Source organism: Pseudomonas sp. NBB (assembly GCF_032701105.1).
Taxonomy (GTDB): Bacteria; Pseudomonadota; Gammaproteobacteria; order Pseudomonadales; family Pseudomonadaceae; genus Aquipseudomonas; species Aquipseudomonas asiatica.
Genome location: NZ_CP103994.1, coordinates 4,251,657 through 4,270,413 on the forward strand (window position 1 = coordinate 4,251,657; position 18,757 = coordinate 4,270,413).

Annotated in this window: 14 protein-coding genes and 1 pseudogene; 1 reads left to right on the forward strand and 14 read right to left on the reverse strand. The window is 60.1% G+C overall.

Annotation, left to right across the window (positions count from 1 at the left end; all coding sequences use genetic code 11):
- Window position 1: 1 nt before the first annotated feature.
- From fliE to NY023_RS19835, 10 genes and pseudogenes are all read right to left on the reverse strand, one after another.
- On the reverse strand, window positions 2–334 hold the full coding sequence (gene fliE / locus NY023_RS19790; protein WP_013973606.1) for a flagellar hook-basal body complex protein FliE: 333 nt from the start codon (window positions 332–334) through the stop codon (window positions 2–4).
- A gap of 217 nt (window positions 335–551) precedes the next feature.
- A complete protein-coding gene (locus NY023_RS19795) occupies window positions 552–1,907 on the reverse strand; it encodes a sigma-54-dependent transcriptional regulator (protein WP_013973607.1) in 1,356 nt (451 codons plus the stop codon).
- On the reverse strand, window positions 1,907–3,124 hold the full coding sequence (locus tag NY023_RS19800; protein ID WP_013973608.1) for a sensor histidine kinase: 1,218 nt from the start codon (window positions 3,122–3,124) through the stop codon (window positions 1,907–1,909). Before NY023_RS19800 ends, NY023_RS19795 begins: the two co-directional genes overlap by 1 nt.
- A 217-nt stretch (window positions 3,125–3,341) precedes the next feature.
- Window positions 3,342–3,798, reverse strand: a pseudogene (locus NY023_RS19805) (REP-associated tyrosine transposase).
- Window positions 3,799–4,250: 452 nt separating this feature from the next.
- A complete protein-coding gene (gene fleQ / locus NY023_RS19810; RefSeq protein WP_013973609.1) occupies window positions 4,251–5,726 on the reverse strand; it encodes a transcriptional regulator FleQ in 1,476 nt (491 codons plus the stop codon).
- Between the two features lie 169 nt (window positions 5,727–5,895).
- Window positions 5,896–6,189 (reverse strand): hypothetical protein, encoded by a 294-nt coding sequence (locus NY023_RS19815; RefSeq protein ID WP_013973610.1) that lies wholly within the window; start codon window positions 6,187–6,189, stop codon window positions 5,896–5,898.
- Between the two features lie 17 nt (window positions 6,190–6,206).
- On the reverse strand, window positions 6,207–6,602 hold the full coding sequence (gene fliS, locus NY023_RS19820; protein ID WP_013973611.1) for a flagellar export chaperone FliS: 396 nt from the start codon (window positions 6,600–6,602) through the stop codon (window positions 6,207–6,209).
- Window positions 6,603–6,682: 80 nt separating this feature from the next.
- A complete protein-coding gene (fliD, locus tag NY023_RS19825; RefSeq protein WP_013973612.1) occupies window positions 6,683–8,038 on the reverse strand; it encodes a flagellar filament capping protein FliD in 1,356 nt (451 codons plus the stop codon).
- A gap of 78 nt (window positions 8,039–8,116) precedes the next feature.
- Window positions 8,117–8,467, reverse strand: coding sequence for a flagellar protein FlaG (locus NY023_RS19830; protein ID WP_044047133.1), 351 nt, complete (start codon window positions 8,465–8,467; stop codon window positions 8,117–8,119).
- Between the two features lie 76 nt (window positions 8,468–8,543).
- Entirely contained in the window at window positions 8,544–10,562 is a 2,019-nt protein-coding gene (locus tag NY023_RS19835; RefSeq protein ID WP_013973614.1) for a flagellin, read from the reverse strand.
- A gap of 837 nt (window positions 10,563–11,399) precedes the next feature.
- Here NY023_RS19835 and NY023_RS19840 point away from each other — a divergent pair.
- The gene (locus NY023_RS19840) at window positions 11,400–12,383 is read left to right on the forward strand and encodes an IS5-like element IS2000 family transposase (RefSeq protein WP_013973047.1); all 984 of its coding nucleotides are present in this window, start codon (window positions 11,400–11,402) and stop codon (window positions 12,381–12,383) included.
- Between the two features lie 226 nt (window positions 12,384–12,609).
- Here the strand turns inward: NY023_RS19840 and NY023_RS19845 are convergent, their stop codons facing one another.
- From NY023_RS19845 to flgJ, 4 genes are all read right to left on the reverse strand, one after another.
- Window positions 12,610–13,539, reverse strand: coding sequence for a ketoacyl-ACP synthase III (locus NY023_RS19845; protein WP_044047134.1), 930 nt, complete (start codon window positions 13,537–13,539; stop codon window positions 12,610–12,612).
- A gap of 421 nt (window positions 13,540–13,960) precedes the next feature.
- The gene (locus tag NY023_RS19850) at window positions 13,961–15,526 is read right to left on the reverse strand and encodes a flagellar hook-associated protein 3 (RefSeq protein WP_013973616.1); all 1,566 of its coding nucleotides are present in this window, start codon (window positions 15,524–15,526) and stop codon (window positions 13,961–13,963) included.
- A gap of 13 nt (window positions 15,527–15,539) precedes the next feature.
- A complete protein-coding gene (gene flgK, locus NY023_RS19855; protein WP_013973617.1) occupies window positions 15,540–17,582 on the reverse strand; it encodes a flagellar hook-associated protein FlgK in 2,043 nt (680 codons plus the stop codon).
- 12 nt (window positions 17,583–17,594) lie between these two features.
- Window positions 17,595–18,749 (reverse strand): flagellar assembly peptidoglycan hydrolase FlgJ, encoded by a 1,155-nt coding sequence (gene flgJ, locus NY023_RS19860; RefSeq protein WP_013973618.1) that lies wholly within the window; start codon window positions 18,747–18,749, stop codon window positions 17,595–17,597.
- Between the last annotated feature and the right edge of the window lie 8 nt (window positions 18,750–18,757).

Below are 18,757 nucleotides of genomic sequence, written 5' to 3' on the forward strand. Positions count from 1 at the left end.
CTCAAACCGGCATCTGCATGATGTCCTGGTACGCCTGGACCAGCTTGTTGCGTACCTGGGTCAGGGCCTGCATCGACACGCTGGCCTTTTGCGAAGCGATCATCACGTCGGTCAGGTCGACGCCACTCTTGCCGATCTCGAAAGCGTTGGCCAGTTGGGTCGAAGCCTGCTGAGTCTCATGCACCTTGCCGATGGCCTGACCGAGCATGTCGGCAAAGGTACTCTGCCCCGGTGCCAGCTCGGGGGCGGCGGCCACCTTGGGCAGCGACATGGCATCGGCCTGCATGGCCCGCATGTCCAACATCAGACGATTGAATTCAACACCTTGGCTCATGACCCTTCTCTCTCCTGCGGCCGCATTTTTTTGACAGTGATGCGGCGGATAGCCAACCTAAAGCAACAAAGGTGCCAGCCTTGGCGAGCAACGCGATCCCTGTGGGAGCGGGCGCGCCCGCGAACACCGGCACAGCCGGTGCCAGCCATCGCGTCGAATTCTTCGCGGGCACGCCCGCACACACGGGGACCGCGTCAGCAGGGGTATATATTGCCCGTCAGCCGAACAGGCTGGCCTCGACGTCAAACCCGGCATCGCGCATCTGCGCCAGCTTGTAGCGCAAGGTACGCGGGCTTATCCCCAGGCGTTCGGCCGCCTCCTTGCGGCGGCCGCGCTCGGCTCGCAGGGTGTCGATGATCATCTGGTACTCATGACGACGCATGTCATCGCCCAGCCCGCCAGCCTCGGCCACCACCTCGAGTGATGGCTCTGTGCCGGCTGACAATGGAATGGCGCCCGCCAGACAGAAATCCGCCGCCTCGATCACCCCACCCTGCTGCAGGATCAACGCCCGCTGCAAGGCATTGTCCAGTTCGCGTACGTTGCCCGGCCAGGCGTACGCCTGCAGGCAGTCCTGTGCCTGGGGCGACAGGCGCACCGGGGCATGCTTCATCTTGGCCACGTGGCGCGCCAACAAGCGCTCGGCCAGTTGCAGGATGTCACCCGGGCGTTCGCGCAGCGGGCGCCAGGCCAAGGGGAACACCGACAGGCGATAGTACAGGTCTTCACGAAAACGCCCGGCAGCCACTTCGCCAGCCAGGTCACGGTTGGTGGTGGCCAGCACACGGATATCCAGGCTGATCGGCTTGCGCCCGCCGACCCGCTCCACTTCGCGCTCCTGCAGCACGCGCAAAAGCTTGGCCTGCAAAGCCATCGGCATTTCCGAGATTTCATCGAGCAGCAAGGTGCCACCCTCGGCCTGCTCGAACTTGCCGACCTGGGCGGCAATGGCGCCAGTGAAGGCGCCCTTCTCGTGGCCGAACAGGGTGGCCTCGAGCATGTTGTCGGGGATGGCCGCACAGTTGATCGCCACGAAGGGTTGAGCCGCGCGCGCCGACTGTTGGTGGATATAGCGCGCCAGCACTTCCTTGCCGGTGCCGGACTCGCCCGAAATCAGCACGGTCGAGTCACTGCGCGCCACGCGGGCGGCCAGCTCCAGCAACTGTCGGCTGGCTGGCTCGCAAGCCACCGGGCCTTCTTCTTCAGCCACGCGCCCGGCGGCATGCCGCTCGACCAGGCTGAGCAATGCCTTGGGCTCGAACGGCTTGACCAGATAGTCGGCAGCCCCTTGGCGCATCGCCTCGACGGCGCGCTCCACCGCGGCATGCGCAGTCATCAGCAACACGGGCAGTTGCGGTTGCTGGCGGCGCAGCCGGGCCAGCAGTTGGTGCCCATCCATGCCAGGCATGTTCACATCGCTGACCACCAGGCTGAAGGCCTCCTCCAGCACCGCTTCCAACGCTTCTTCGGCACTGCCTACCGCCTGGTAGGCGAAACCGCCGATTTCCAGGGTATCGCCCAGTGCCTGGCGCAATACACGGTCGTCCTCGACCAGCAGCACCTTGATCGTCATTACATGCCCTCCGCCAGCTGCCCACCGATCAACGGCAGCTCCACCCGCACACAGGTGCCACGGCCAACCTTGGAGCGCAGGCGCAGCGTACCTTGGTGCGCACGCACCACGGCCTTGACCACGGCCAGGCCCAAGCCGGTGCCAGTGGCCTTGGTGGTCAGGAACGGCTCGCCCAGGCGACCGAGCAGGTCGGCATCTATGCCACTGCCGGCGTCGCTTACACACAGGTGCAGGCTGCGCTCGCGGCGGAACAGGTGCACCTTCAGGCGCGCCGGGCCGTCGCTGGCTTGCAGCGCATTCTCGATCAGGTTGAGCAATGCACCAATCAAGGTGTCCCGGTTGCACAGCAGCTCACCCAAGTGGCTGTCGCACTGCCAGCGCACGGCGTGCCCTTGCACATGCGCCTGGGCAGCCTGCTGCAGAGCCTGGAACAGGGCTTTTGGCGTGACTCGATCACCCAGCGGCAGCTCGCCACGAGCGAATACCAACATGTCGCGCACCTGATGCTCCAGCTCGTGCAGGCGCTCCTTCAGGGTGCCGGCAAAGCGCTGGCGGGTTTCCGCGCCCAGGTCTTGTCCGGGGTCAGCCAGGTGGCTGGCATAGAGCATTGCCGCCGACAGCGGCGTGCGGATCTGGTGCGCCAGCGAGGCGACCATGCGCCCCAGCGACGACAGACGCTCGTGGCGAGCCAATTGGTCCTGCAGGCGACGGGTTTCGGTCAGGTCGTTGAGCAACACCAATTGGCCAGGTTCGGCATCCAGCGAGCGAGTGGCAATGGACAGGCGGCGGCCATCGCGCAGCGAGACTTCGTGACCGTCATCCTTGCGCGGGGCAAAGCTGCGGGCTATCACCTGGCGCCACAGCTGGCCGACCAGCGGCTCGCCGAGCAATTCACAGGCTGCCGGGTTGGCTTCGCGTACCAGACCCTGGCCATCGATCACGATCACCCCGCCGGGCAGCAGGTCCAACAGGTTTTGCAGGCGGTTGGCCAGGCGTTCCTTTTCGCTCAGTTCATCGATGCGCTGGGCGCTGACCACCGCCAGCTCACCCTTGAGCTCGCTGACCCGGGCCTCCAGCAGGCTGTAGGACTGACTCAACTGGCTGGACACCTGATTGAACAGGGCGAAGGCCTGCTCGACACCCTGGCGGCTGTCCTGCTCGACCGGGGTTTGCCCCTGCGGATCGGGGGCTCGGATTACGTGGGCGGCCTGGGGCATCTTGCTCTCTCGCGTGGCTGACCGTCATAAAAACGGTGTGTTACCAGCGGTGTAGCAATAGCCGTGCCGGAGATGGGGTTTAATGCAGGGCTTGAGATTTGTGGTGGGGCGCAAATCGAGCGCCGCCCGCGCGGCGCTTCGCGGGTATACGCCTTGACACTTTCTGCGCCTGTGAGATCGAGCGCCGCGCGGGCGGCGCTCACCGCTTCCAGATGACTCAGACCCATACGGCGTCCCAATGTGGATAATCACCGACCCTACTTGCCAACCCCGCCCGCAATCGGTTGCAAATTACATATTTCGCCACCCTGCGAAGGTCTTCCTCTCGCCGAATGGCATGGTCCTGATAGCCCGCTTGCCACACTTTTTCGCGCCTCATTCCTCGGTGATACAACGCATGACTGCTGCGCGACTTAAATCGTCGCATCAAGCTACATAATGTCGAGTCGTTCAGCCGAATCAACCAATGGAGGATGGTCCGGCATCACAACCCAGGCCAATGACTGACACGCACCTTCGCGCTCAGCCTGCCGAAGTTGCTGAATCACCGCTCGGGCCAGCCAAAAATCCGTGAAGATTCGCTTTCGATTATTCGTTACGGTTGTTAACAGATACATGCCGCCGGGCATGGAGAAGCGGCCACGGCGCAAGAGATGGGATTGAGCACGCTCCATGTGGTTTCCTCGCACAAAGGTTCAGGAAACATAGGCGCATGCGAAGGATTGGAGCACTGAAAAGTATTGCGGGATGTGGGGTGTATGGGGTGCGATCGAGCGCCGCCCGCGCGGCGCTTCGCGGGACAAGCCCGCTCCCACATTTGTTGCAACGTGGCCATGCCTGTGGGAGAGGCGTTGCCCGCTTTGGTGGAATGTTTGAGACCGGCGAGACGGCGGTAGCGCCAGCCGGGAAACCGTGCCAAGGCAACAAGGCTGACAACCATGGCCTGACAGGTTCGGCACGTTGCAACAAATGTGGGAGCGGGCTTGTCCCGCGAAGCGCCGCGCGGGCGGCGCTCGGTCTCACAGGCGCAGAAAGTACAACGGCAAACACTCGAGAAGCGCCGCGCGGGCGGCGCTCGATCTAACAGGCACCATCAACGCCAAGCCGAACACCCCCACCCCAGCCGTCAATCCTCCGCCTGCTCCTCGCCGCCCTGGCGGCTCATACCATACTTGCGCATCTTCTCGACCAAAGTGGTACGACGAATACGCAAACGTTCAGCCGCGCGCGCAACGATACCGTTGGCATCGTCCAGCGCCTGCTGGATCAGGCCCTGCTCCAGGCTACCCAGGTAGTCCTTCAGGTCCAGGCCTTCAGGTGGCAGCATGGCGTGGTTGCTGAAGTTCGGCGTATGGCCGTTGATCGCCACGCGCTCTTCCAGGTCGCTACGCAGGCTGTCGACCATCTGCTCGTCTTCGTCATCGACGTAACGGAATTTCTTCGGCAGCTCGGACACGCCAATCACCCCGTACGGGTGCATGATCGCCATGCGCTCGACCAGGTTGGCCAGCTCGCGAACGTTGCCCGGCCAGCCGTGGCGACACAGCGACATGATCGACGCGGAGTTGAAGCGGATGGACCCGCGCTTCTCGTGCTCCATGCGCGAGATCAGCTCGTTCATCAGCAGCGGGATGTCTTCCACCCGCTCACGCAGCGGCGCCATCTCGATGGGGAACACGTTCAGGCGGTAGTACAGGTCTTCGCGGAACGTGCCCTCCTCGATCATGGTCTCGAGGTTCTTGTGGGTCGCGGCAATGATGCGCACATCGATGCTTTGGGTCTTGTTGCTGCCCACGCGCTCGAAGGTACGTTCCTGCAGCACGCGCAACAGCTTGACCTGCATCGGCAACGGCATGTCGCCGATTTCGTCGAGGAACAGGGTACCGCCATTGGCCAGCTCGAAACGCCCGGCACGGCTGGTGATCGCCCCGGTGAAGGCGCCCTTCTCGTGGCCGAACAGTTCGCTTTCCAGCAGCTCGGCCGGGATCGCACCGCAGTTGACCGGCACGAACGGCGCCTCGCGGCGCCTGGAATGGTAGTGCAGGTTGCGCGCGACCACTTCCTTGCCGGTGCCGGACTCACCCAAGATCAGCACGCTGGCATCGGTATCGGCCACCTGCTGCATCATCTGCCGCACGTGCTGGATGGCACGACTGGTACCGACCAGGCTGCGGAACAGGTTGGGTTCGCGCTGGCGACCACGCTCGCGCGCCTGGTCGTACATCTCGCGATAGACCTGGGTACGGTGCAGCGAATCCAGCAGCTGGCTGTAGCTTGGCGGCATTTCCAGGTTGGAAAGCACCCGGCGGCGAAGGTCTTCCGGGAACTCAGCAGAAGAAATTTCACCTAAAAGCAGAACCGGAAGGAACTCATCCCACCCAGTCACTGTCTTAACGAGCCCAAGCACACTGCCCGGGGCATTTACAGTGCCGATAAGCACGCACAGCACTTCGCGACTCGAAGACAACGGCTCGACCACTTGCTGCCAGTCCTGGCTGGAGCAAGCGAGGTTTTCTTCGCCGAGGAAGTTAAGCACCACCGCCAGGTCGCGGCGGCGTGCGCTGTCGTCGTCGATCAGCAGAATCTTGGTTTCACGCCACATGCAATAGCAACTTCCCTAGTCATATCGGCGCCTCGTGGGCGTGCTCGACATCATTCCGACTGAAATGGTCAGTGTTCGGACGTCAAAAATTCGAAAACAGCTGCTAGTAAAGTCAAAAACTTCAAGGCAGTCAAATTTATGGCGCCGCGCCTTGCTATTTCGCTCAGCGTCAGCTGAACAAATGGTATACCTTTGTGGCCTGTTTCGCTTGGTTGATATTGGCCATTTGACCGACCAAAGATTGACGTTCGTCACTTGCAACGTCGATTAGCTGTCGATAAACCGCCATCAACGCTTCCAAATTGGCTCGTACCGCGGCCTCATCTTCCTGTTCATCCTGCAGCACTTCGTCCATTAGCGCCCGGCATGCCAGGTCGAGCTCACCGATGGCCGCCCAGTCGCGCGCCTGCAGGGCCTCGCTCAAGGCCAGCCGGGTGTCTTCGATTTGCTGCAACGCGCTCATGGGGAACTCCTTGGGATTTATTGCTCAGCCGAAGCGATGGCGTCCCAGCCGCTTTTCACGGTGATCATCAGCTGGGCGACTTCGTCGATGATGGCCGGGTCGCTGTGCAGGTTGGCCTGGGTCAGGCGACGGGCCATGTAGTCGTACAGGCTGTCGAGGCGATCCAGCTCTTCCGGGTTGTCGGTCTTTTCCTTATCCAGGCCTTCACGCAGGCCACCGATGATGTCGATGGCCTTGCCCAGCATCACACCCTTCTGCGCCACATCACCGCGCGCGATCGCACCCTTGGCTTGCGCCATACGGTCGAGCGAGCCTTCCATCAGCAACTGCACCAGGCGGTGCGGAGTGGCTTCGGAAATCTGAGCGTGGGTATTGACCTTCTGGTACTGGCGAAGGGCTCTCATCGGGTGCATGGGGGGATCCTCAGTGAACGGGGCTGAACGGGGGCCGCATACCTAAGTGATCGGCCCAGCCCCGGTTTTCTTTAGTGCTATCAGTCGTCGCTGTTGGATTTGTTCAGCGCGTTGAGGGTGGTCATCACGCTGTCGCTGGTGGCCTTGAGCTGGGCGACCATGGTATCCATGGCGTTGTATTTCTTGGTCAGCGTGTCGGTCAGCGACGTGATACGGCGGTCGAGTGCTGTCTGCGCCTCTGCCAGCTCCTTGAGCTGATTGGTCAAGTTGGTCTGACGAGACTCCAGTATTCCACCGGTCTTGACATAGTCTTCGGTAGTGTTCGTCAGCCGGGTCAGCAGGCCTTCCTTACCAGTGAACAGCCCACTGATATCAGCGCCGTAAGTCTTGACCGCCGCGTCCCACTTTGTATCGGTAAACTCCAACAGACCGGTTTTCTGAACAGTATTGATACCGAGCTGCGAAAGGGTACGCAAACCTGTAGTGCCCACGCTGCGTGTGATCTCGTTGCGGACCGAGTTGACAAGCGAGCGCATGGTTGCATCGCCGGTAAGCGCGGCCGCCCCTGTTGCAGCGCCGTCAGAGCCCGTAGTGACCTTGGTCTGTGCATTGACAGCAGTCATAAGCGCGTTATAGGCAGTAACGAAAGACTGCACGGAGCTCTTCAGAGTATCGTTGTTGCTGGTCACGCCAAGGTTGGCCTTGCCCTCCTTGACCAGCGTGATGTCCACACCACTGACAGCACCAGTAACGGTATTGGAGGCGGATTCGAGCGCCAGCCCGTCTAGTGTGTATTTCGCGTTTTGCGGCTTGGCAATTGTAGTGACATCTGCCGCCATACTAGCGTCACCACCGAGCGTCAACTCAGTACCCTCGCCCATCTTGGTAGACGAGAAAATCAGCCGCGAGCCATTGGCATCGGTGACGATGTTGGCGGTAATGCCTTTGGACTGGAGCTGGCCATTGATCGTGTCGCGAGCCTCTTGCAGCGTCGCACCATTGGCGATGGTCACGCTATGGGTGGAGCTGCCCTGGCTGATGGTCAGGGTTTGCGCTTCGCCCGAATCGTTGACGACGGTCGAGGTCTTTTCGTAGACCTGCGTCGAAATTTTCGAGGCAGTGGCTAATTGGGTGACTTCCAGGGCGTAGTTACCCGACGACGCTCCATCGCCCAGTTTGATCTTGGCAATGGTCTCATCGGACGACGACGATGCCAGGCCGGAAAAGCTCGAAGCCGTGTTCAGCTTGGCGATGGCAGCGCGGAAAGTATCCAGAGCACTCTTGACCGTGCCGATGGCCGACAGGGAAGTGGTGGCTGTTTGAGTCTGGGTGTTGATTTGGGTTTGCTTGGGCGCCTTCTCGGCATCTGCCAGCGCTTTCACGATACCGCTGATATCGAGGCCAGAGCCAAGCCCACTGATGGTTGAGCTCGCCATTTCACATCTCCTTAATCGTAGCCGCCGGTTTTCCGACGAAAAGGCATCCGTGCGCTAATAAACAAATGCCGTGCCAACTCAAGCCTGGGTATCGAACAGCAGGCTGTTGGCATCCTTCAGGTTTTCCGCGAGCTTCAGCGCCACTTCGGTCGGCAGCTGGCGGATGACTTCGCCACTTTGACGGGCAATGACCTTGACCACTACCTGCCCGGTAGAGTCGTCGATCGAAAAGTCGAGTTGTCGCTCTGAAGCCTTGACGAAGTCTTGGATAGCACTTACAGCACTCTCCAGTTCTGCCTTGGCTACAGGCTTGGATTCTTTGTCGACAGGCTCGCTTGCCGCCTGTTCGTGTGCTTGCCGCTTGCTCGTCGATACGTCGGGAGCAGCGGAGGCGGGATAGGACAGGCCCAGTTTCACGCTCATATCCATGTCGAACACCTCTTATTCTCGGAAAGACGAAAGGGTACGTCACCGTACCCTTCGTCAAACTACTCAGCTTTTGGAATTAGCCCAGCAGTTTCAGTACCGACGACGGCAGCTGGTTGGCCTGGGACAGGATCGCAGTGGAAGCCTGTTGCAGGGTCTGCTGCTTGGTCAGTTCGGCAGTTTCAGATGCGAAGTCAGCATCTTGTACACGGCTGCGGGCAGCAGTCGAGTTTTCGGCGATGCTCTGCAGGTTATCGACGGTGCTATCGAAACGGTTCTGGATAGCACCCAGCTGCGAGCGCTGGCTGTCAACTTGCTGAATTGCACCGTCCAGAGCTTGGATGGCTTGTTGAGCGCTGGCGGCGTCCAGGATGCTCAGGTCGTTGACCGAAGTATCCATCTTGACAGCCTTTGTAGTTCCAGCACTCAAACCTAGCGCAGCCAGACCGGTACCGTTGCTACCATCAGAAATCTCGATATCCTGGTCACCCGCAAGCGCCAGAGTACCGTCTTTATTTACAGTCGCGGTTACACCACTGCTCGAGCTGTTAATGGAAGCAGCGATGGCCGACATGTCGTCATCTTTTTTGAATTTGATTTCGACATTATTGACAGTGATCGAGGTATCTTCAGTCAATTTTGCCTTAGTATTTCCAGACGAAAGACCCAAACTATTCAAGGCGCCTGCACTATTGTTTTCGAGTTTAACATCCTTACCATCCGCCGAGGTAAGAATCAGGCGACCATCAGCACTGGCGCTCGCGACAACACCAGTAGCCTTAGTGCCTTCACCCATCCCGGGAGCACCAGCACCATCATTGATTTTACTTACAATATCAGAAAGTGTTGAGCCGGTTGCAAAGTCGAAGGTCTGATCATTAAGCTTGATCGAGGCAGACGATGTCAGTCCTGTAGTAGTTTTAACGGTAACATCTGCAGTTGGAGTAGTTGCAAAACCAAATTTAGTAGCGACCGCTGCAGTAGTTGACTTACCAATTGTAAAATCTGTTTTGGAGCTCAAGCTCAGCGAGCCAAGGCCGTTGGCATCTTTAGCAATTTTTGCAGTTACACCAGTTTCCGAAGAGAAGTTATTGATTTTATTAACAACATCTTCAAGCGTATCGCTGGCCGCAAGTTTAACCACAGAGCTGCCAATAATCAAATCACCAGCTGTGTTTACAGTCTGTGGACCGAGTTGCTCACTGCCTGTTTCACTATCAGCATCCGCAACGGAAGTGGGCAGGCCCAGAGCGGCAACTGTAGCGGCAGTACCACCAATGGCGACCGCAGTACCGCTATCGTTGCTAATCTTAAGCTTACCATCCTCTTTGGACGCCACTACGTCCGCCAAACCTTCATCGTTGATTTTTTTAACAATGCTATCTAGGTCATCACTAGCCACCAAAGCGATATTCTGACCACCAACAGTCAGGGTGCCGACAGCGGCAGCGCCAAGCGTCTTATTCTCAATATCGAACTTAGTGCCGCTCACAACATTAGCGTTCGAAGAGATCACATCTGCCTTACCGGTTACAACAGCACTAAGTTTATTAGTACCTGCATCTACCGACGCCTCATTGTAATTACCTTTCAATTCGCTCGCACTAACACTTTTCATACCGAACGAAATAGTTTCGTTCGCATTCGCACCAACCTGGAAGCTAGTGCTGGTGAAAGTACCGTCCAGCAGGTTACGACCACCAAAGGTAGTGGTGCTGGAAATACGAGTCAACTCACCCGACAGAGCAGTGAATTCTTGCTGCAGCGAAGTACGGTCTTCGTCGCTGTTCGAACCGTTCGCCGATTGCAGAGCCAGTTCGCGCATACGCTGCAGGATGTTGGTGGAAGCTTGCATCGCGCCTTCAGCGGTCTGGGCGATGGAGATACCGTCGTTGGCGTTTTTCACGGCAACGTTGAGACCGCTGATCTGGCTGGTCAGACGGTTAGAAATTTGCAGGCCAGCGGCGTCGTCTTTGGCGCTGTTGATTTTCAGGCCAGAGGACAGGCGGGACATCGAGGTACCCAGCGCGTCGGAAGCACGGTTCAGGTTCTTCTGAACGCCCAAGGAGGTGATGTTGGTGTTAACGGTCAAAGCCATGACGAATTCCTCGTTGTATGGATACTGCGGCTTCCGGCCCTGGCGACAGCCGGGTGTGGCCTAGAGAACCTTCGTAATGGTTATCGTCGGGTGCGCGGGTTGCTTGAGGGGTTTTTCGAAAAAAAAATGCTGGCATGGGGCCAGCCATGAGAAATCAAGGGGTTAAGGGTGGTTTATTGGCGTCAAATTCCGCTCTCGTTCAGGCTGAATGCCATCCATCAACATCCACATCCTCCCTGTGGGAGCGGGCACGCCCTAGGTACAGTCAGTTAAGCAATTTGGGCTCATAGGTACCCGCCGAGGCATTTGCAGCGCCTGTGCGACCGAGCGCCGCCCGCGCGGCGCATCGCGAGCTGGCGCTCGCTCCTACGTTTGTTTCGGGCCAATAACGCCTGAACCAGGTGCGCGCGACCGCCTTGTTCGTACGACGCGATATCGAGCCATGCGCCGAGGCATTCGCGCGCAAACCCCACAGGAATCATTGGCCCGAAACAAACGATCGGGTCGAGGTGACGGGACAAGCCCGTCACCCCTCCCACACCACCGGACGTGCGGTTTTCCGCATCCGGCGGTTGGATATCTCAGCATTGCACTGAGGCGAGATCCTGCGCAGTCATCAGCCTCGACAACCTGCTCCATGCTGATCTCGCTCAACACGTCTCCAGTTTCCTGTTCCGCCTGGCACGTCAGGCGCTGCATATGCCCTGGCGAACATCCCTCAGCCCCAAGCTGCTTAACTGACTAGCACTAGGGATTCTCCGATCAAGTCAGCACAGGCCATCTGACCTGTGCTGAAATAGCCCTCCGTCCAACTGCCTTCTACAAGTCCGCCATCCCATGAGTCAGATGAGCTTTTCCGATTTCGAGTACGCCGGCAAGCGCAAGCAAACCCGTCGCGAGCGTTTCCTGGCCGAGATGGAACAGGTGGTACCGTGGAGTGGACTGGTGGCGTTGATCGAGCCTCACTACCCAAAGGCTGGCGGTGGCCGCAAGCCTTATCCTCTGGAAACCATGCTGCGCATTCACCTGCTGCAGAATTGGTTCTCTTTGAGCGATCCCGCCATGGAAGAGGCGCTGTACGAGATCACTTCGATGCGCCAGTTCGCTCGTCTGACGCTCAGCGCTCCGATCCCCGAAGACACGACGATCATGAACTTCCGGCACCTGCTGGAGAAGCATCAGTTGGCAGCCGGCATTCTGGAAACCATCAACAATTACCTGCAAGACAAGGGCCTGTCGTTGCGCCAGGGCACCATTGTCGACGCGACCATCATCCACGCGCCCAGTTCGACCAAGAACAAGGAAGGCAAGCGCGATCCTGAAATGCATCAAACGAAGAAGGGCAACCAGTACTATTTCGGCATGAAGGCCCACATCGGCGCGGATGCTGAATCGGGTCTGGTGCATCACGTTCATGGCACCGCCGCGAACGTAGCTGACGTGACGGAGGTCGCTCAGCTATTGCATGGCGAAGAGAATGTCGTGTGTGCGGATGCGGGTTACACAGGCGTGGAAAAGCGGCCAGAACACGAGGGACGGCAGGTGATATGGCAGGTCGCTGCCCGCCGCAGCACCTACAAACACTTGAGCAAACGCAGCGTGCTCTACCAAGCCAAGCGCAAGATCGAAAAGGCCAAGGCGCAAGTGCGTGCGAAGGTGGAGCACCCGTTCCGGGTGATCAAACGCCAGTTCGGCTATGTAAAGACTCGTTTTCGCGGCTTGGCCAAGAACACGGCGCAACTGACCACGCTGTTTGCCCTGTCGAATCTGTGGATGGTGCGCCGGCAATTATTGCCTGCTGCGGGAGAGGTGCGCCCGTGAGTCCGGATAACCAAGGCTTTGCCTTGGTTATCCAATAATCAGCGACTGAAAAGCGGGCTTTTCGGCATCCCTAAGCCGCCCATTTCCGACTGATGAGCAACTTGTTCGGAGTTTCCCTAGGGCGCGCCCGCTCCCACAGGGGGCCTGGTGAAGGCCGCGATTTTCTTTCGGGCATGAAAAAAGCGCCGGGCGGTGGCCGCCGGGCGCTTTTTTGAACTGCTGGGGATCAGTCGCGATACAGAATGGCCGAGCCCCACGACAGGCCCACACCAAAACCACTGATCGCCACACGCTTCCAGCTGCCGTCAAGCATATGCTTCTGCAACAGCAGCGGCACGCTGGAGGACACGGTGTTGCCGGTTTCCAGCATGTCCTTGACGAACTTCTCCGGGTGCTGCTCTTCGAAGCGCCGGGCCACGGCATCGACAATCGCCGCACTACCCTGGTGGATGCAGAAGGCGTCGATATCCGACGATTTCAGGCCGCTGGCATCCAGCAGCTCATGCAGGTGCGCCGGCACCTTGACCAGGGCGAAGTTGAACACCTGACGGCCGTTCATGAAGAACTTGCCGTCAGTGACCTTAAGGTGCTCGGCACCGGAACCGTCAGTACCGAAACGTGCCTCGCCCAGGTTCCATACCGCGTTTTCACCCATCCAGGTGGCCGTGGCGGCATCGCCGAACAGCATGGTGGTGTTGCGGTCTTCCGGGTCGACGATCTTCGAATACGGGTCGGCGGTGATCAGCAGGCCGTTTTTCAGCCCTGCTGCTTCCATGAAGCCTTTGATGGCGTATAGGCCATACACGTAACCGGAGCAGCCCAGCGACACGTCGAACGCCGCCACACGGGTGGACAGGCCGAGTTTGCTCTGAACGATGGCAGCGGTGTGCGGCAGGCCTTCTTCATCACCGTTCTGGGTGACCACGATCAACGCATCGATCGACTGCGGGTCGAGGTCGGGGTTGCTGGCGAACAGAGCCTGGGCGGCTTCGACGCACAGATCGGAAGTTTCCTGTTCTTCGGCTTTGCGCGGCAGGAACGATGCGCCGATCTTGCCGAACATGAACTCTTCGTCCTTGCCGAACTTCGCACCCTGGACGTAGTTGTCCAGGCCAGCGGAGGGCACGTAACTCGCGATGCTTTTGATGCCAATCATTCTGGCTTCCCAATGAAAACAGCCAAAGACCACCACTCGATGAATTGAGGGCGCCAAATACCGGAGCGTCACCGCTGGGGGCTGAAGGCAGTGCTCGCCTGCGCACCGGTAACAAAATGCTGCAACAGCTGCTGCATAGAATACAGGGAAGATGACCGTTTTGACTCATTGGTCACATTGAAATGCTACGAAAGCCGTGCGGAGGGTGTGGGGACTGGGGAATTCGGGGAATGACCAGGCAGACACAATGCCCCAAATTATCAGCTTCGCAGCAAGTATTGCTGGGGCCGCTTTGCGGCCCTTTCGCGACACAAGGCCGCTCCCACAGAGATTGCACAACGTTCAGGAGAGAGGAGGACCTGTGGGAGCGGCCTTGTGTCGCGAAAGGGCTGCGCAGCAGCCCCAGGGTCAGGCAGGCGTATCAGATCTTATCGAACAGGCTCAACTGCGAAATGCGCGCGAACGCCAGCTGCGAGGCTTCGAGCATGGCCTGCTGCAGGGTCAGCTGAATGGTCGCCGAGGCCATGTCGGTATCACCGATGGCACTTTGCGTACTCTTGTTGGCCAGCCCAAGGCTTTCGTTTTCCTGCGCCTGAATATCCAACGAGTTGCCCCGCGCACCGATCGAACCACGGGTGATGTCGATGCGATCACGGGCACTGGCCAGGTTGGAGATCGCCGAGTCGGTAGCGGCCTTGAGCGCAGCCTGCGCTTCCGGCGAGTCGAGCGGCTTTTCCAGGGCGCTACGCAGCTGCCCCAGGGTGTCCAGCACGTTCTGCGTACGGTGGGTATTGGCGTTCACCGAGAACTGATCACCCTGTGCTGGCGTACTGTCGAACTGGTAGGTGACGCCGGCCACCGTGACCGCGTTACCCGCCCCTACCGTGCCCGTGGCGATCGGCTTGCTGTCGGCGCTGTACGGCTGCGCATACAGCGAATACTCGGTATCGCTGGTAAAGCGGATCACCGCGCCGTTGCTGGGGAAGGTGCTGCGGTAGGCTTCAGGGTCGGTGACGCTGCTGCCGGTCACCTGCGCCGTCGACGGGTTGCCGGCGCTGCGCGTCGCCGTCAGGGTATCGGGCTTGGCTTCGAGGGTGAACACATGGCCGGCCACAACAGCGTCGGCATCGTCACCTTCGGCCAGGTTCAGGTTGATCTCGAAGTCGACCCCGCGCAGCGAGATCATCTTGCCGCCTTCGGTATTGACGTCGAACTTGCCCTTGCCCGCGGTTTCGTTGGTGATGTCGTTGCCGGCTGCGTCCTTCACGCTGTACTCGGTGGCACTGGTGAATGTGACGGTATAAGGCTGGCCAGCAGCAAACTGGTTGCTGTAGGTGGTGGCCGACGTCAGCAGGCCGCCAGAGAGCAGCACCTTGCCATCATCCGGCGACGGTGCCACCAGGTTCGACTGGGTGCGGCTGTTGTTGGTGGCCTGGTCGAAAATGCTGTAGCCGGTGTCGTTGGTCGCCAGGCGCAGGGTGTCGGACACCTGCAGGCTCAGCTGGGTCTGGTCGCCCTGGTAACTGTAGGTGCCGTCGGCGTTGCGCACATAGGGTGGGGTCGACGACTTGGAGCCGCCAAACATGTAGTCGCCGTTGGCGTCGCGCGAGTTCAGCAGACCGAAGACGTTGGCTTCGATTTCCTTGATCTCACTGGCAATCGAGGTACGGTCGGCATCGCTCAGGCCACCGTTGCCGGCCTGGATCGCCAACTCGCTGGCGCGCTGCAGGGCATCGTTGATAGTCGACAGCACGCTCTCTTCCTGCAACAGGGCGTTCTTGACTGTGGTCATGTTGCCGCTGTACTGGTCCAGCAAGGCGCTCTGTTGCTGCAACACTAGCAGGCGCGCAGCGCCGACCGGGTCGTCGCCGGCCGACTGGATGCGCGACTTGGAGGTAACCTGTTCGGTGATCTTGGCCAGGTTGGAGTAGTTCTGCGAGTAGCCGGTGGCGCTGGTCTCGTAGAACTGAGCAGTGGAAATGCGCACGGTAGTCTACTCCTTACAAGGCGTTGATCAGGGTGCTGAAGGTTTCTTGCGCCGCCTTGATGATCTGCGACGACGCCGTGTAGTAGTGCTGGAACTTCACCAGGCTGGCCGCCTCGTCATCGAGGTTGACGCCCGACACCGCACTTCGGCTTTCGGCGGCGGACTTGAACACCGCCTGGGTCGCCGTGGTATCGATGGCGGCCTGGCTGGCCTTGGCCCCTACCCGCTCGACCAGCGAGGCATAGGCCGAGGTGAAGCTGGTGCCGGTGCCGGAGTTGGTGCCCACAGTCGACTTGGTCTGCAGGTCCAGCAGTGCGTTGGCGTTGCGGTTGTCGGCCTTGCCGTCGGCATTGAACGACAGGGTGAAGCTGTCGTTGGTAGCCGGGCTGCCGCCAATGGTGGTTTCGACGGCAAAGGTACGCGGATTGCCGCTGCCATCGAGAATCGGGTTACCGGACGCATCACGCATCGGCACGGCGATCGACAGCTTGTTGTCCTGCCCTGGCACCACGCTGCCGGTACCAATCTGGGTGCCCTTGGCATCGTACAGCTTGTAGCCTTGCGAACCCCCGCTGGCGGCATCGAACACCACGCGCACCGGCATCGAATCCCGTATCGCCTGCTGCACCAGCGCGGTATCGGCACCGCCATAGATGTTCAGCGATTCGCCCAGCGTTGGCTGGGTGATGGTGCCGGTACCACTGTTGCCGCTGCCCGCCGTGGCACTGATCGGCCCGGCAAAAGCCAGCTTGTTGGCATCGGTGAGGGTGGTGGTGATACTACCGGCTGCCGAACGGGTGGGGATCACCTTGAAGCTGTCCCCAGCCGCCAGGCCGCCGCCATTCAGCGACAGGGTGAAGCCGTCGATCACTGGTGCCGGGTCGGCGCTGAGGTCGAAGGTGCCCATGTCGGTGCCGTCGGAGCGGCGCACGCTGTACTGATTGGCGCTAGTGAACTTCACCTCGTAGTCGTAGGTGCTCAGCGCGCCACTGTCGGCAATGGTCACGTTGAGGTTGCCAGAGCCAGCACTGTTGTTCGACGAGGCCAGGCTGCGCTGGGCAACGGCGGTGGCACTGTTGATGCTGGAGAACAGCGAGCTGCCGAATTGACCGTTGGCATCCAGGCCCTGGCCCAGCTGGCTGTTGATGCTGTCGGCTACCACCAGGGCGACACGGCCGAGCTCGTTCATCGACGGCGTCAGCACGTCCTGGCGATAGCGCAACAGGCCGCCGATGGTGCCACCGGTGATCACCGAGGTCACGTCGGAACTGAACGACTCATAGTTGATGCGCAGGCTGGCCTGGCTCTTGTCGGCAGTACCCGGCTGCACCGAAAGCGTATTGGCCTTGTTGCCGGTGACCAGCGACTGGCCACTGCCCAGGTATACGTCGTAGTTGCCATCACGCTCCTGCACCGTCACACCGACCAGCTCGTTGAGCTGGCGCACGGCTTCGCTGCGCGCATCCAGCAGGCTGTTGGGCGTGTTGCCGGTAGCGCTGGCGGCGGCGATCTGCTTGTTGTACTCGGCGATGCTGCCGGTGAGCTTGTTGACCTGCCCCGCCAGCGTATCGAGCTGGGAATTGATCACCTCGTTCTGCTGGTTCAGCTGCGTGGACACCGCGTTGAAGCGGTTGCTCAAGGTCTGCGCCTGGGTCAGCAGCAGCTGCCGCGAGGCAACATCACCAGGCTTGGCCGATGCGGTCTGCAGGGCCGAGAAGAATGCGGTAAGAACCGAACTGATGCCGGTGTCACGGTCGGCCAGCAGCTTGTCGACGCTGGTGATCTGGTCCTGGAAGGCGACCGAGTCGGCCTGCAGCGAGGTGGCGGTCTGCAACTGGTTGTCCAGATAGGCGCTGTAGATGCGGCGCACATCCGACAGCGTGGTACCGGTGCCCAAAAAGCCCGCGCCGATGTTGTGCGAAGGGCCCGCTGCCTGGATCGTCTGCTGGCGCGAATAGCCACTGGTCGCAGCGTTGGCGATGTTGTTACTGGTGACCGACAATGCCGCCTGGCTGGCACTCAGGCCACTCAGGCCGATGGAAATCAGGCTCGACATGATTTAGTCCTTTTATAGATTCGTGGTTCTGCCAGCCATGGCGTATTGCGGGGTTGCTTGCATTTGCCGGGCGATGCTGATGATTTTCTTCGCATAGCCCGGGTCGGTCGCATAACCTGCCTTTTGCAGCTCTCTTGCAAACTGCTCAGGGTTATCGGCCGAATTCAGGGCATCTTGATAGCGGGAATTGCTCTGCAACAGGCTTACCAGGTCGTGGAAGCTGTCCTGGTATGAGTCGTAGCTGCGGAATGCAGCCGTTTCCTTGACGAACTGGCCGTCACGGAACTCGCTGGTGATCGCCCGCGCCTGCTCGCCCTGCCAGTTGCCGGTGGCCTTGATGCCGAACAGGTTGTGGCTGCTGCTGCCATCGGTATTGCGCATTACCGATTTGCCCCAGCCGGTTTCCAGAGCAGCCTGGGCCACCAGGTAGCGCGGGTCGATACCAATGCGTTTGGCAGCCTGCTCGGCCATCGGCAGCATGGTGGCGACGAACTCGTCACTGTCGGCAAAGGCCTTGTTCGGGGCCAGTGGCGGTTGGGCCACGGCGCGGCCAAGTATGCGCAGGCCGTTGTCCGGCACGGCGAAGGCCTGGGCTACCTGCTGACCGTCACGGGCCGGCACGGCAGCGCTGTTAGCGGTGGCCGCCGACGGCACGATGCCGGCCAGCAGGCGGTCGGTGAGTTTGCTCGGCAACGCCAGTCGCCGCGCATTGAGCGCGGCAACATCGTTGCGGCCAGACGCCGAATCAGCGGCATGCGCCGGCTCCGCCACCTTGCTGCCCCACAATGCCGGGCCACTGGCATCGGCCCGTGGGAACGGGCTGGTGTTGATGGACGCACTACGGCCTTTGGTCAACTGGCGTACCAGCACATCCTGCAGGCCAATACCTCCACCTTCGCGGGACATGCTCACGGCCAGCTGCTGGTCGTACATGTCGCGGTACTGCTTCACCGTTTCGGTGTTCATCGGGTTGTCGTCGGCCAGCACGTCACTGGCCTTGCGCGAGGCCTTGAGCATTTCGCTGATGAACAGCGATTCGAACTCCTGGGCCACCTTGCGCACGTTGGCTTCGCTGTCGCGGTCACCCACCTTCAGCGAACTGAGGCGGTTGAGGTCGGTGTAGGCGCCGCTGTCGACGCTACCTGAAACCAGGCTTTTGCTGTTCATCCGCAACG